Genomic DNA, 13,444 nt, shown 5'->3' with positions numbered 1-13,444 from the left:
GAGGGGCGGCGGCGCGGCTTCGTCACCCCGGCGTGGCGTCCATCGTGTCGTGCAGGAAGCCGCGGATCTCGTGCAGGACCTGCCCGGCGTGGGTGTGCGGCAGGGCGTGGGTGGCGCCCGGGATCGTCTCCTGGCGGGCGTCGCGGTGGACTTCGGCGAGGCGGCCGACGTTGGAGACCGGGATGACCGTGTCTTCCTCTCCCCAGAGGGCGAGGGTCGGCAGGCGGACCTCCTGCAGCTTGCGGTGTTCCGGCCCGAGGTGTTCGGCGAGCATGTGGCGTCGGGAGGAGAGCACTGCTGGCAGGAAGCCGCGGCGGCGGGTCTGGGCGCGTTGGAGGCGGGCGAGGTCATCGGTTCCGCGTGTCGCGCGGCGCAGGAGAACGCCGCCGAGCACGCGCATGACCCAGTCGCCGAGCACCGGGGTGCGGGCGACGAAGCGGCCGGTCGCCCCGGCGTCGTGGAACAGGCCCGCGGGGGCGAGGAGGACGAGGTGTCCGACCCGGTCGGGGCGGTCGGCGGCGAAGCAGGTGGCGATGGCACCGCCCATGGAATAGCCGATCAGCAGGTCGACGCGCCCGACGCCCTGATGGGCGAGAAGGTCCGCCAGATGGGTGGTGAAGAAGGCGCGGTCCTGGATCCGGTCGGCGGCGGCGGAGAGGCCGCGGCCCGGCAGGTCGTAGGCGAGGACGCGGCAGCCGTCGGCCACGAGCCCCGCGACGATGCGGTCGAAGACCTGGTGGGGCGTGGTCAGGCCGTGGACGCAGACGGCGACGGGGCCGCCGACCCGGCCCTGCCAGCGATAGTACGTGGCGCCCGCGGCGAGGTCCGCGGTTGCGCCCTCGGCGGCGACGCGGGCGGCGGGGTCGAGCGGCGTGCGCAGGCGCTCGGCGACGAAGGGCGCGGCGGCGAGTCCCGCGAGGAGGAGCAGCAGGAGCAGGCCGGCCACTAGCCTCTCCAGACGATCGGGAACCAGTCGTCGCGCAGGCTGTCGCCCGGCTGCATCCCGTGGCCGGGGAAGGGCGGCGAGGTGCGGCCGGGACGCTCGACATAGCGGGCGTCCTGCCCGACGAAGCGCAGCGAGAGGGCGCGGCGGCGGGTGGTGGCGAGGTTGCCGCGGGCGCCGTGGACGGTGCGGAAGTCGAACAGGACCGCGTCGCCGGGCTCCATCGGCCATTCGAGGATCGTGAGGTCGCCCGGATCGGTGTCGGGGTCGGGGACCGGGGTCCAGTCCTGCCTGCCCCGGTAGAAGTCGCTGTCGTCGGCCCAGGAGACCGGGCGGACCATGCGCGGCCAGCGGTGGGAGCCCGCGATGAGGCGCAGCGAGGCCTCGCGCACGGGGTCGAGCGGGATCCAGAGGCTGACGGTCTGGGAGCCTTCGACGAAGTAGTAGGGGGCGTCCTGGTGCCAGGGGGTGGGTTTCGGCGTGCCCGGCTCCTTCACCAGCACGTGGTCGTGGAAGATGCGGGCGATGGGGGACTGCATGGCCTCGGCGGCGAGCCGGGCGGCGGGACTGTGGCGGATGACCTTCTCGAAGGCGGGGATGCGGGTCCAGTTGCAGTAGTCGTCGAAGAACCGTCCCTTGGTGACCTTGTTCTCGCTGGCGTAGGGGCCGGGGTCGGCCATGTTCGTGGCGATGCCCTCGGCCATGGTGTCGAGCCAGTCCGTGAAGGCACCGCGGACCACGAGGGCGCCGTCCTGCTGGAACCGCGCAATCTCGGCTTCGGTGAGCAGGGTCATGCGCAGACGTCGAGGATGTGGCGGGCGGTCATCAGGTCCAGATGGGCGCCGCCGCCGTTCTTGAACAGGGTGATCTGGTCGTCGCTGTCGCGGGCGAAGTGGCCGGAGGGAAGGTCATAGTAGTCGGCGCGGATGTCGTCCCGCTGGATCGTGCCGTCGGCCAGCGGGATCTTCAGCTCGCCGATATGGTCGAGCGTGGTGTCGCGGCTGTCGACGAAGATCGTGGCGCGCTTCAGCGCTTCGTCGTCGGCCTCGCGCATGTCGGGACGGTAGGCGCCGATCAGGTCGAGGTGCTGGCCGGGGCGCAGCCAGTCGCCGCGGATCAGCGGCTCGGTCGCCATGGTGGTGGTGATGACAATGTCGGCGGCGCGCACGGCCTGTTCGAGGTCGGGCGCGGCTTCGGTGTTGTCGAACTCTGCCGCGAAGCTTTCGGCGGTGGCAGGGGTGCGGTTCCAGACGCGGAAGCGCGCCTTGGGGAACAGGGTGCCATAGGCCTCGCGCGCGTTTCTGCCTTGGGTGCCCGCGCCGACGATGAGGATGGTGTCGCTGTCCTTGCGCGCCAGGCGGCGGGCGGCGAGGAGGCTGTCGCCGATGGTCTTCCAGCGGGTGACGAGGTGGAAGTCGATCAGCGCCGTCAGCTCCCCGGTCGCGTCGTCGAAGAGGGTCACGGCGCCGTTGACCATGGGGCGACCTTGCGCGGGGTTGCCCGGGAAGATCGTCGCCGTCTTGACCGCGATGCCGAGGCCGTCGATCCAGGCGGCGCGGGACAGCACCGTGTCCTTGCCGCGGTAGAGGAAGCTGTCCCTGATCTCGGCCTTCGGCAGGGTGTGGCCATGGGCCAGCGCGTCGGTCAGGGGCAGCCATGCGAGCTTCGCCTCGCCCTGTTCGGCGGTGATGGTGACGTGGCTCATGCGGCCTCCTGTGCGCTCAGCAGGCCCTCGGCAACGAGGCGGGCGGCGAAGGGTTCGGGGCCGTCGAAGAGGTGGGTCTGCCAGCCGCGCGCCGCCGCGGCCGCGATGTTCTCGGCCTTGTCGTCGGCGAAGAGCAGGCGGTCCGGGGCGATGCCGCAGTCCCGCTCGACGTGGGCGTAGAGGTTGGGGTCGGGCTTCAGCAGGCGCAGGCGGCCCGAGACGTATTCGCGGTCGAACTCGTTCAGGAAGTCGTACTGGGTCTGGGCGTAGGTGAAGCTTTCGACGCCGAAGTTGGTGAGGGTGAAGACGGGGATGCCCTTCGCCCGGAGCGCGCGCAGGATCGCCACGGACTGCGGGATGGCGGGGCTGGCCAGCTGGATCCAGTTGTCGTGCCAGTCGCGGATCTCGTCGCGCCACTCGGGGTGGGCGTCGGCGGTGGCATAGATCGTCTCGCGGAACGGGGCGCCGCCGTCGATGGAGAGGTTCATCGCCTCGAGCGGCACCGCGTCGAACAGGGCGCGGCGGCGGTCCTCGCCGATCTTGCTGTCGTAGTAGCGGTGCGGGCTCCACTCCAGAAGCACGTTGCCGATGTCGAAGATCACCGCGTCGATGGTCATGTCCGGTCCCTTTCGGCGGCCCGCACGGCGCGGTCCAGCGCGTCGAGGAAACGGGAGCGGTCGGCCTTTGTAAACCCCTTGCCGCCGCCCTGCCGGAACGGGTCGGCCGCGCGCAGATCGCTCATCAGGTCGCGGGTGGCCAGCACGTTGCCGATGTTGGCGGGGGTCAGCGCCTCGCCGTTGTGCTTCAGGACGCGGGCGCCGTTTTCGACCGCGCGGGCGGCGAGAGGGATGTCGCCGGTGACGACGACGTCGCCCCTCGTCGCGCGCTCGGCGATCCACTTGTCGGCGATGTCGGGGCCGTCGGGGACGAAGACCGTCTCGACAAAAGGATTGGCCGAGGGACGCAGGCCGCCGTTGCAGACGAGGAACAGCTTCACCTTCAGGCGGGTGGCCACGGCTTCAGCCTCGGCCTTCACCGGGCAGGCGTCGGCGTCGACGTAGATCATGGGCGTGCCAATGGCGCTGCGGTCATGGAAGGGCCCTCCCCGTTCGGATCACGGGAAGGGCTTTGCCACGATCCGGGGCCGAGGTCAGCGGTAAAGCGCCTCGGCGTGGAAATCGACGTGCTCTTCCATGAAGGTCGAGACGAAGAAATAGCTGTGGTCATAGCCGGGCTGGAGGCGCATGGCGGCCTGCTGGCGGCGGGTGGCCAGCGCCTCGGCCATCGCCCAGGGGCGGAGCAGGTCGTAGAACTGGTCCTTCGTCCCGGTATCCAGCAGGACGGGGCCGTCAAAGCCCTGCTCCTTCATCAGCAGGCTCGCGTCGTGGGCCTGCCATTTCGATTCGTCCGTGCCGAGGTAGCCGGTGAACTGCTTCCGCCCCCAGTCGCTGGCCGTGGGGTTGCAGATCGGCGAGAAGGCCGAGACCGAGCGGAAGCGGCCCGGCAGGCCCATGGCCAGCGTCAGCGCGCCGTGCCCGCCCATGGAGTGGCCGGTGATCGCCTGCCGGTCCCAGTCGATGGGCTGGTCCGCGAGCGCCTTCGGCAGATCCTCGGCGACGTAGTCCCACATCTTGAAGTGCTTCGCCCAAGGCTCCTCGGTCGCGTTGACGTAGAAGCCCGCGCCCTGGCCCATGTCGTAGGCCTCGTCGTTCGCCACGCCCTCGCCGCGGGGCGACGTGTCGGGGAAGACCAGTGCGATTCCCTGCGCCGCGGCGTGGGCCTGGGCGCCGGCCTTAATCATGGCGTTCTCGTGGGTGCAGGTCAGGCCCGAGAGATACCACAGCACCGGCACGGGGCCGTCCTTGGCCTCGGCGGGCAGGAACAGGCCGAAGGTCATCTCGGTGCCGGTGGCGGCGCTGTCGTGGCTGTAGACGCCCTGCATGCCGCCGAAGCAGGCGTTCTCGGATACGGTCTTCATCGCGTGTCTCCCCTTCGGTTTGCGCCATGGCTAGCGGGTGGGAGGGCCCGCGGCAACCGATACGCCCGTCTTAGCCGCCCTGAACCAGCCCGATCACGAGGGAAACGGTCAGCACCGACACCGCCGTCGAGATCAGGATTGAGGCCGAGACCCGCTGCGGCGCGACGCCGTAGTGCTGCGCGATCATGTAGACGTTGCCCGCCACCGGCAGCGCGGCGGCCGAGATCATCACCCCCGCGGTATAGCGGTCGACGGTGAAGACTATGAGCGAGGTCAGCGCCACGGCGGCGGGGTGCAGGACCAGCTTGCAGAACGAGAGCCATCCGGCGATCGACAGCCGCTCGGCCGACTTGTTGGCGAGCGAGGCGCCGATGGCGAAAAGCGCGCCGGGGGTGGCGGCGCCGCCGAGGATGGCGAGGAACTCGTTCATGGGCGCGGGGATCGGCCATTCAAGCGCGGCCCAGCCGAAGCCGAGGACGATGGAGACGATCATCGGGTTCGCGATCAGGCCGCGACCCACGGTGGCAAGGACGGTGCCGACGCCCCGCCCGCCGCGCCCGCCGGTGATCAGGATCACGACGAGGGAGCCGAAGACGATGAGGTCGGTGGCGAGGATCAGCATGACCGGGCCGATGGCGGCCTCGCCCAGGAGCAGCGTCAGCATCGGCACGCCGAGGAAGCCGACGTTGCCGATCACCGCGCATTGCGATTCGATGGCCGCCTGTTCGACCCCGATGCGGCGGCTGAAGGCGACGGCGGTGGCGAGGAGGTAGATCGCGGTGGTGGCGGCGAGATAGGCCAGCACCACCTGCCCGTCGAAGACCCGCCAGAACGACAGGTTGGCCGAGAAGCGGAACAGCATCGCCGAGAGGGCGAAGTAGAAGACGAACTTCGTGAGATAGGCCGTGGCCTCGGCCGTGAAGAACCCCCGCCGCCCGGCGCCGTAGCCGAGGCCGATGATGGCGAAGAAGGGGAGGGTCTTCAGGAAGATGTCGAGCATGCAGCTTCGCTAGCCGCTTGCGCGGGGGGCTGCAATGGTGCCCCGCCCGGGGATGGCTCGGGCAGGACGGTTGATATCACCCATCCTGCGCGATTTTCCCCGTCCGGTCGGCGGCTGGCGGAGGTGCGGCCCCGGCAGCAGGACGACCGCGCAGCGGGAAACGAAAAACCCCGCCAGACACTGACGGGGTTCCCTTGGGATCCGGCGCGCCGGGTGGCGCGCCGTCCTTGCCGTGCCGGGCCCGCCGATCAGGCGTCGGCGTGCTCGACCGCCTTGCGCTCGACCGGAGCGCCCTTGGCGATCTCGATCTGGCGCGGCTTCAGCGCTTCGGGCACCTCGCGCACCAGGTCGATGTCCAGCATGCCGTTCACGTGGCTCGCGCCGGTGACGCGGACGTGGTCGGCCAGGTGGAAACGACGCTCGAACGCGCGGGTCGCGATGCCGCGGTGCAGGTAGGTGCGGTTCGTGTCCTCGGGCGCCTTGCGGGCCGAGACGATCAGGGCGTTTTCCCGGACCTCGACGCTGAGCTCGTCATCGGAAAAACCGGCGACGGCGATCGAGATGCGCCAGGCGTCGTCGGCGGTCTTCTCGATGTTGTAGGGCGGGTAGCTCTGGGTCGACACGTTGTCCGTCAGCACGCGGTCCATGAGATCGGCGATCTGATCGAAGCCGACGGTGGCGCGGTACAGGGGGGCAAGGTCAAAGGTTCGCATGGGTCATCCTCCAGAAAGCGACAACTGCTGTGGGCGGCCTTCCCGTCGGGGGACAGGCCATTTCAGTGTGCCGGACCCGGGTTCGGCGTCCGACAGCGCTTAGGTAGGAAGACGATTTTCGCGCTTCAAGTCATGTGCTTGCGATTTTGGGCCGCGGACCTGCGCTGCGCCCGCGTCCGCCGTTGAAGCTCGATCGCCGCCCCGGGCGAGCAGACCGCGGGGCGGCGACCGGGGGCGGGGCCGCGTCGTGCGGACGCGGGCGCCGCCCTGTCCGGCGTCACGAGGCCGGACCAGCCGAAGCGGAGTCCGGGCCGATCAGGGCCGGTCAGGGCCGGACGAACTTCGCCGAACCCGCGGCGCGGGCGGCCTCGGCGCTCATCCGGCGGACGGTCGGCGCGGCGCGGTGGAACACGCCGTCGCTGCCCGCCATCAGCGCCTTCAGCTCGGCCAGCGGCTGGGTCAGGGCGGTGCCGATGGACACAGTCTTCGACTCGACCTCGGCCATGGCCGAAACCACCGAGACGATCTGCGGCACCCCGTTCTCGATCACGAAGATCGGCGCCCCCGAGGCACCGAAATCCACCGCGCAGGACAGGATCAGCGCGTCGGACTGGCGGGCGAGGACATGGCACACCTCCTGCAGCGATGGAGTCTCGGCCCGGTCGCGGGCATAGGAGACGACACCCACCTCGGCGCCCGGCGCGGGGCCGTCATGGGTGGCGAAGGGCGTGATGCGAGAGGTGCGGATCGGCTGGTCGAGTTCGATCAGGGCGATGTCGTTCGAGATCGTGCCGACCTCGGTCGAGCGGGGGGCATAGTCGGGGTGGGCCATGGCGCGGCGGACACCGCGATAGGCCTCGGCCCGGCCGTCGCGCCAGCCTGCGAGGAAGGTGATCTCGGAGGCCTCGAACGGGCGTCCCGTCTTCTTGTCGAACAGGCAATGCGCCGCGGTCAGCACCAGGTTGTCGGCGATCAGGGCGCCGGTGCAGAAGGCGCGCTCGCCCATGTTCAGCCGCCCGACGCCGTCCCAGCCGCGCCCCGCGTCCGAGGTCGCCAGCGCCTTCAGCGGCGAGGCGTCCGGGTCGAGCGATATCTCGGCCCGCGCCGCCAGCACGCTTCCCAGAAGCGCCGCCGCGCCGAGAAGGATTCCGATCGTCCGCATCAGGGTTCTCCCTTGTCCTGTCCGGACGCTAGGCGCGGCATGGGGCAGATCTGTGTCGCGCGGCCAGCGGAAGCGGGGCATTGTCGCGGCAAGGGGGGCCGGGCCGCACGGTCAGACGACGCGCACCCCGGCCTCGGCCATCCGCGCCTCGGCCGCGGCGAGGGAGCCCGCGGCGTCGATCGCCCGGCAGAGGTCGCGGCGCACCTCGACGGCGAAGCCGAGCCGCGCGCCGTCCACCGCCGACCAGGCCACGCAGAAGTCGAGCGCGAGGCCCACCAGCGTCAGCCGTCCGATCCCGCGGGAGCGCAGGTATCCCTCCAGCCCGGTCGGCGTCTCGTGGTCGTTCTCGAAGAAGGCCGAGTAGCTGTCGAGGCCCTTGTTGAAGCCCTTCCTCAGGATCAGGTCGCCGTCGGTCCGCAGGCCCTTGTGGAAGTCCGCGCCGGGCGTGCCCTGGATGCAGTGATCCGGCCACAGCACCTGCGGGCCATAGGGCATCTCGATGACCTCCAGCGGCGCCTTTCCCGGATGCGACGAGGCGAAGGAGGAATGACCGGCCGGGTGCCAGTCCTGGCTCAGGATCACCGCGTCGAAACCCTCCATCAGCGCGTTGATCCCCGACACGATCCCGTCCCCCCCGGCCACCGCCAGGGCGCCACCGGGGCAGAAATCGCTCTGGACGTCGATGACGAGCAATGCGGAAAGATCGGCCATGGGGGTCTCCGTGCGCTGGATTCGCCCTACCTTACAGCGCAGATGCAAGACGCCAAGGGGCGCGGCCCACGGCACGGAAAGACGAAAGGAAAAGACCCATGGCCATGACCGCCAGCCAGATGATCGACGCCGCCAGGCAGAACGTGCAGGTGATCGAGCCCGCGGATGTCGGCGACAAGTTCATCCTCGACGTGCGCGAGCCGACCGAGCTGACCGAGAAGGGCAGGATTCCCGGCGCCCTCAACATTCCCCGCGGGCTGCTGGAATGGCAGGCCGACCCCTCCAGCGACGGCGGCGCCGCGGACCTGAAGGCGCAGGCGGGCAAGGGCACCGTCTGCGTGCTCTGCGCGGCCGGGGGCCGGGCGGTGCTGGCCGCCGAGACGCTGAAGAAGATGGGCTACGACGCCGTCTACATCCGCGGCGGCCTCGGCGGCTGGAAGGAGGCGGGCCTGCCTACCGAGTAGCGCCCACCTTGATCGGGCGGCGGTGCGGGCGTAGGAGGCGCGCCATGTTCACCGTCGCCGCCCTCTACCGCTTCACCCGCCTCGACGACCCCGCCGGCCTGCGCGCGCCGCTGGCGAAGGTCGCCTGCGCGAACGGCGTGAAGGGCATCCTCCTTCTGGCCCGCGAGGGGATCAACGGCACCATCGCGGGCACGCGAGAGGGGATCGACGCCGTGTTGACCCACATCCGTGCCCTGCCCGGCTGCGCCGACCTCGACTGGAAGGAAAGCGCGGCGTCCGAGATGCCGTTCCTGCGGATGAAGGTGCGTCTCAAGGCCGAGATCGTGACCATGGGCCAGCCCGGCCTCGATCCCGCCACCGGCGCGGGCACCCACGTGGACCCCGCCGACTGGAACGCACTGATCTCGGCGCCCGACGTCGCCGTGATCGACACCCGCAACGCCTACGAGACCGCCATCGGCAGCTTCGCGGGCGCGATCGACCCGGAGACTCCCAGCTTCCGCGACTTCCCCGCCTGGTGGCAGGCGAACCGGGCCCGCTTCGAGGGCAAGCGCATCGCCATGTTCTGCACCGGCGGCATCCGCTGCGAGAAATCCACCGCCTACCTCAAGGCGCAGGGCGTCGAGGAGGTCTTCCACCTCAAGGGCGGGATCCTGAAATATCTCGAGGAGGTGCCCCGCTCCGACTCCCGCTGGCAGGGCGAATGCTTCGTCTTCGACCAGCGCGTGTCGGTCGGGCACGGGATGGAACAGGGGGCGCACACGCTCTGCCATGGCTGCCGCCATCCGGTTTCGCCAGCGGACCGGCAGCACCCGGGCTTCGAGGAGGGCGTCTCCTGCCCCCAATGCATCGACCGCCTCACCGAGGCCGACCGCGCCCGCTACCGCGAACGCCAGCGGCAGGTCGACCTGGCCCGCGTCCGGGGCACCCGCCACCTCGGAGCCTGACGCCGCCACCGTCCCCGGCGAGGGGAAGCGGGGAGCGTGCAATCCCTCTTTCCTGACGGCCCGCGGAGAGTTACCGCCCGAAAGGCGGTCTCTCCGGCGCGCGCCGCTCAGGGCAGCAGCGGCCGCCGCCCCTCCGCCTCCAGCACGAAGCAGTCCCGCCCTTCGAACACCGCCGCCGTCAGCGGCCGGTCGAAACCGGCGCCCGAATCGAGGTCCACCCGGTTGCCGAAGTGCTGCGGCGCCTCCAGCGCCGTGTGACCGTGGACGACGAGGCGCCCGTGGTCGGTCGTATCGTCGAGAAAGCCGGTGCGGATCCACACGAGATCGGTCTCGGCCTGGGACTCGAGCGGTACGCCGGGGCGGATCCCCGCATGGACGAAGACCAGTTCCGGCGTCACGTGCATCGTGTCGAGCCCGGCCAGGAAACGGCGGTGCGCCGCGGGCACCTTCGCCAGCGCCTCGGCATGGACCTCGGGCACCGGGCGTGCGGCGGCATCGGCGACACCGTAGGAGGCGAGGGTCTGCGCGCCGCCCAGCCGCGGGTCGAACCAGGGCAACCCGGCGCGCAGGCCGGGATCGTGGTAGAGCGGATCGTCGAGGTAGCCCGCGAACATACGGTCGTGGTTGCCCTTGAGCACGATCCAGGGCCGCCCCGCGGCAATGCCGCCGATCAGGAAGTCCAGCACGCCCCTGCTGTCGGGCCCGCGGTCGGTCAGGTCGCCGAGATGCACCACCGGCGCGTCCGGCGCGCCATGCTCGGCCCTGTCGGCCGCGATCCGGGCATGGGCGGCCTCGAGCATCCCGCGCTGGCCGTGGATGTCGCCGATGGCATAGATCGTCATCGTCTTCCTTCCGATGGGCGCAACGCCGCCCCGTCGGGGCGGCGTTGCCAGAGAACCCTAGGCCATGGTGAACTGCAAGGGACGGATGGACTGGAACAGCCCCGTCGCCTGCAGCTTGTCGAGCACGGCCTTCGGCGGCTGTTCGTCGAGATAGAGCAGCGCGATGGCCTCCTTGCCGCGATCCGACCGGCCGAGGGTGAAGTTGGCGATGTTGACGCCGTTCTCGCCCATGGTCTGGCCGAGGGCGCCGATGACCCCCGGCTCGTCGTGGTTCGTGGTATAGAGCATGTGCTCGCCGATCTCGGCGTCGATGGTGATGCCCTTGATCTGGATGAACCGCGGCTTGCCGTCGCTGAACACGGTGCCCGCGATGGAACGTTCGCGCCTGCCGGTCACTACGGTCAGCTTGATGTAGCCGTCGAACATGCCGGTCTTGCCCTGCGTGGTGGTCGAGATTTCGATCCCCCGCTCCTTCGCCATGACCGGGGCCGAGACCATGTTCACCTCGGGATTCGCGGCCTGCATGATCCCGGCCATCACCGCCGCGTTCAGCGCCGCCGTGTTCATCTCGGCCGCCATGCCGTTGTAGAGTACGTTCACCGCCTCGATCGGCTCGTCGGTCATCTGCCCGACGAAGCTGCCGAGGTGGCCCGCCAGCTTCAGCCATGGCCCCATGACCATCGCCTCCTCGGCGGTGACGCTCGGCATGTTCAGCGCGTTCGATACCGCGCCGGTCAGCAGGTAGTCCGACATCTGCTCGGCCACCTGCAGCGCCACGTTCTCCTGCGCCTCGGTGGTCGCGGCGCCGAGATGCGGGGTGACGACGACGTTCGGCAGGTTGAACAACGGCGAGTTCGTCGCCGGTTCCTCGGCGAAGACGTCGAAGGCGGCCCCCGCGACATGGCCCGACTTCAGCGCCTCGGCCAGCGCCGCCTCGTCCACCAGCCCGCCGCGGGCGCAGTTGATGACCCGCACGCCCTTCTTCAGCTTGGCGATGTTCGCGGCCGACAGGATGTTGCGGGTCTTGTCGGTCAGCGGAACGTGCAGGGTGATGAAGTCCGACTTTGCCAGCAGCTCGTCCAGCTCGACCTTCCTGACGCCCAGCTGCGCCGCGCGCTCCTCGGACAGGAAGGGATCGTAGGCGATCACCTTCATGTGCAGCCCCTGCGCCCGGTCGATGACGATCGAGCCGATGTTGCCCGCGCCGATCACGCCCAGGGTCTTGGCGGTCAGCTCGACCCCCATGAAGCGCGACTTCTCCCACCTGCCGGCGTGGGTCGAGGCGTTGGCCTCGGGAATCTGGCGGGCGACGGCCATCATCAGGCTGATCGCGTGTTCGGCGGTGGTGATCGAGTTGCCGAAGGGCGTGTTCATCACGATCACCCCCTTCTTGGAGGCGGCCGGGATCTCGACGTTGTCGACGCCGATGCCGGCGCGGCCGATGACCTTGAGGTTCTTCGCCGCCTCCAGCACCTTGGCGGTGACCTTGGTGGCCGAGCGTATGGCAAGGCCGTCGTACTCGCCGATGACGGACAGGAGCTTCTCCTTGTCCTTGCCGATGGAGGGGTCGAAGGTGACGTCGATGCCGCGATCCTTGAAGATCTGCACGGCGGCGTCCGACAGCTTGTCGGAAATCAGGACTCTGGGGGCCATGTCTGGCGCTCCTCTGCGGAAGATGGGGAACGGCGTGCGCGCGGATGCGGCACGGGGAAGGGTCGGGCAGGATGGGTGATATCACCCATCCTGCGGTCAGGCGGTGGCGCGGGCGGCGTCGAGCTCGGCGTGGTAGGCCCATTCGATCCAGGGCAAGAGCGCCTTGACGTCGGCGGTCTCGACCGTGCCGCCGCACCAGATCCTGAGGCCCGGAGGCGCGTCGCGGTAGGCGCCGACGTCAAAGGCGACCTCCTGCCCTTCCAGCCGCTTCGCCACCGCCTTCGCGAAGGCGGCGCCGTCGATCCCCTCGGGGGTCGAGAAGGTGAGGCAGACGCTGGTGTTGCTGCGCGTCGCCGGATCCTGCGCCAGGAAGTCGATCCAGTCGTGCCCTGCGACGAAATCGGCGATCGCCTGCGCGCTGGCGTCGGCCCGCGCCATCAGGCCCTTCAGCCCGCCGACCGAGCGCGCCCAGTCGAGCGCTACCAGGTAATCCTCGACGCAGAGCATCGACGGCGTGTTGATCGTCTCTCCCCTGAAGATCCCCTCGATCAGCTTGCCGCCCTTGGTCAGGCGGAAGATCTTCGGCAGGGGCCAGGCGGGGGTGTAGCTTTCCAGCCGCGCGACCGCCCGCGGGCTGAGGACCAGCATCCCGTGCGCCGCTTCCCCGCCCAGCACCTTCTGCCAGGAGAAGGTCGTCACATCCAGCTTGTCCCAGGGCAGGTCCTGCGCGAAGGCCGCCGAGGTGGCGTCGCAGAGGCTGAGGCCCTGGCGGTCCGCCGGAATGACGTCGCCGTTCGGCACGCGCACGCCGGAGGTGGTGCCGTTCCAGGTGAAGCAGACGTCGTGATCCCAGTTCAGCGCCGCCATGTCCACGATCTCGCCATAGGGCGCCTCGTGCACCGTCGCCTCGATCTTCAGCTGCTTGACCACGTCCGTGACCCAGCCCGCGCCGAAGCTTTCCCAGGCCACCATCTCGGCCGGGCGTTCGCCCAGCATGGTCCACATCGCCATCTCGAAGGCGCCGGTGTCGGACGCGGGCACGATGCCGATGCGGTAGTCGGCGGGGATGCCGAGAATCTCGCGCGTGCCCTCGATCGCGGCAAGCAGCTTGGCCTTGCCGATGGCGGCCCGGTGCGACCGGCCGAGCGCGGCGCCGTTCAGCTTGTCGAGGTGGTATGCGGGGGGTTTGGCGCAGGGGCCGGAGGAGAAACGCGGATTGACCGGCCGCGCGGCCGGGATAGCGGTCACCATCACTGGTATCCTCTCAGATATATGCCCCTCGTTGGGGAGGGGTGTCCCGCCGTCGCAGATACGCGGGCGCCGCAG

General features: G+C 70.0%; 15 protein-coding genes. 2 read left to right on the top strand and 13 right to left on the bottom strand.

What is annotated here, in order from left to right; translation table 11 throughout:
* Positions 1 to 22: 22 nt before the first annotated feature.
* The 10 genes from A7B20_RS13485 to pncA form a co-directional block, all read right to left on the bottom strand.
* Entirely contained in the window at positions 23 to 946 is a 924-nt protein-coding gene (locus A7B20_RS13485; protein WP_245866907.1) for an alpha/beta fold hydrolase, read from the bottom strand.
* A complete protein-coding gene (locus A7B20_RS13480) occupies positions 946 to 1,737 on the bottom strand; it encodes a phytanoyl-CoA dioxygenase family protein (protein ID WP_102109111.1) in 792 nt (263 codons plus the stop codon). Before A7B20_RS13480 ends, A7B20_RS13485 begins: the two co-directional genes overlap by 1 nt.
* Positions 1,734 to 2,648, bottom strand: coding sequence for an ornithine cyclodeaminase family protein (locus A7B20_RS13475; RefSeq protein ID WP_102109110.1), 915 nt, complete (start codon positions 2,646 to 2,648; stop codon positions 1,734 to 1,736). Before A7B20_RS13475 ends, A7B20_RS13480 begins: the two co-directional genes overlap by 4 nt.
* A complete protein-coding gene (locus A7B20_RS13470) occupies positions 2,645 to 3,265 on the bottom strand; it encodes an HAD-IA family hydrolase (protein ID WP_102109109.1) in 621 nt (206 codons plus the stop codon). Before A7B20_RS13470 ends, A7B20_RS13475 begins: the two co-directional genes overlap by 4 nt.
* A complete protein-coding gene (locus tag A7B20_RS13465; protein WP_102109108.1) occupies positions 3,262 to 3,714 on the bottom strand; it encodes a YaiI/YqxD family protein in 453 nt (150 codons plus the stop codon). Before A7B20_RS13465 ends, A7B20_RS13470 begins: the two co-directional genes overlap by 4 nt.
* Before the next feature lie 84 nt (positions 3,715 to 3,798).
* The gene (fghA, locus tag A7B20_RS13460) at positions 3,799 to 4,626 is read right to left on the bottom strand and encodes an S-formylglutathione hydrolase (RefSeq protein ID WP_102109107.1); all 828 of its coding nucleotides are present in this window, start codon (positions 4,624 to 4,626) and stop codon (positions 3,799 to 3,801) included.
* Positions 4,627 to 4,696: 70 nt separating this feature from the next.
* On the bottom strand, positions 4,697 to 5,626 hold the full coding sequence (locus A7B20_RS13455) for an AEC family transporter (protein ID WP_102109106.1): 930 nt from the start codon (positions 5,624 to 5,626) through the stop codon (positions 4,697 to 4,699).
* Between the two features lie 248 nt (positions 5,627 to 5,874).
* Positions 5,875 to 6,339, bottom strand: coding sequence for an Hsp20 family protein (locus tag A7B20_RS13450; RefSeq protein WP_102109105.1), 465 nt, complete (start codon positions 6,337 to 6,339; stop codon positions 5,875 to 5,877).
* 325 nt (positions 6,340 to 6,664) lie between these two features.
* Positions 6,665 to 7,501, bottom strand: a complete 837-nt coding sequence (locus A7B20_RS13445; protein ID WP_102109104.1) for a trypsin-like serine peptidase — start codon at positions 7,499 to 7,501, stop codon at positions 6,665 to 6,667.
* Positions 7,502 to 7,612: 111 nt separating this feature from the next.
* Positions 7,613 to 8,212, bottom strand: a complete 600-nt coding sequence (gene pncA / locus A7B20_RS13440) for a bifunctional nicotinamidase/pyrazinamidase (protein WP_102109103.1) — start codon at positions 8,210 to 8,212, stop codon at positions 7,613 to 7,615.
* 98 nt (positions 8,213 to 8,310) lie between these two features.
* On the opposite strand from pncA, the gene A7B20_RS13435 reads away from it, so the two are divergent.
* Together A7B20_RS13435 and trhO are read left to right on the top strand one after the other, a co-directional pair.
* Positions 8,311 to 8,676: a rhodanese-like domain-containing protein gene (locus A7B20_RS13435; protein ID WP_157937681.1), complete on the top strand. Its 366-nt coding sequence runs from the start codon at positions 8,311 to 8,313 to the stop codon at positions 8,674 to 8,676.
* A 44-nt stretch (positions 8,677 to 8,720) separates the two neighbouring features.
* On the top strand, positions 8,721 to 9,623 hold the full coding sequence (gene trhO, locus A7B20_RS13430) for an oxygen-dependent tRNA uridine(34) hydroxylase TrhO (protein WP_102109101.1): 903 nt from the start codon (positions 8,721 to 8,723) through the stop codon (positions 9,621 to 9,623).
* Positions 9,624 to 9,730: 107 nt separating this feature from the next.
* On the opposite strand, the gene A7B20_RS13425 is transcribed toward trhO, so the two are convergent.
* From A7B20_RS13425 to A7B20_RS13415, 3 genes are all read right to left on the bottom strand, one after another.
* Entirely contained in the window at positions 9,731 to 10,465 is a 735-nt protein-coding gene (locus A7B20_RS13425; protein ID WP_102109100.1) for a metallophosphoesterase, read from the bottom strand.
* Between the two features lie 57 nt (positions 10,466 to 10,522).
* Positions 10,523 to 12,118: a phosphoglycerate dehydrogenase gene (serA, locus tag A7B20_RS13420; RefSeq protein WP_102109099.1), complete on the bottom strand. Its 1,596-nt coding sequence runs from the start codon at positions 12,116 to 12,118 to the stop codon at positions 10,523 to 10,525.
* 96 nt (positions 12,119 to 12,214) lie between these two features.
* Positions 12,215 to 13,369, bottom strand: coding sequence for a phosphoserine transaminase (locus tag A7B20_RS13415; RefSeq protein ID WP_102109098.1), 1,155 nt, complete (start codon positions 13,367 to 13,369; stop codon positions 12,215 to 12,217).
* Positions 13,370 to 13,444 lie beyond the last annotated feature (75 nt).

Source organism: Oceaniglobus roseus, assembly GCF_002869745.1.
Taxonomy (GTDB): Bacteria; Pseudomonadota; Alphaproteobacteria; order Rhodobacterales; family Rhodobacteraceae; genus Oceaniglobus; species Oceaniglobus roseus.
This window is presented reverse-complemented; position numbering and strand designations above follow the sequence as displayed.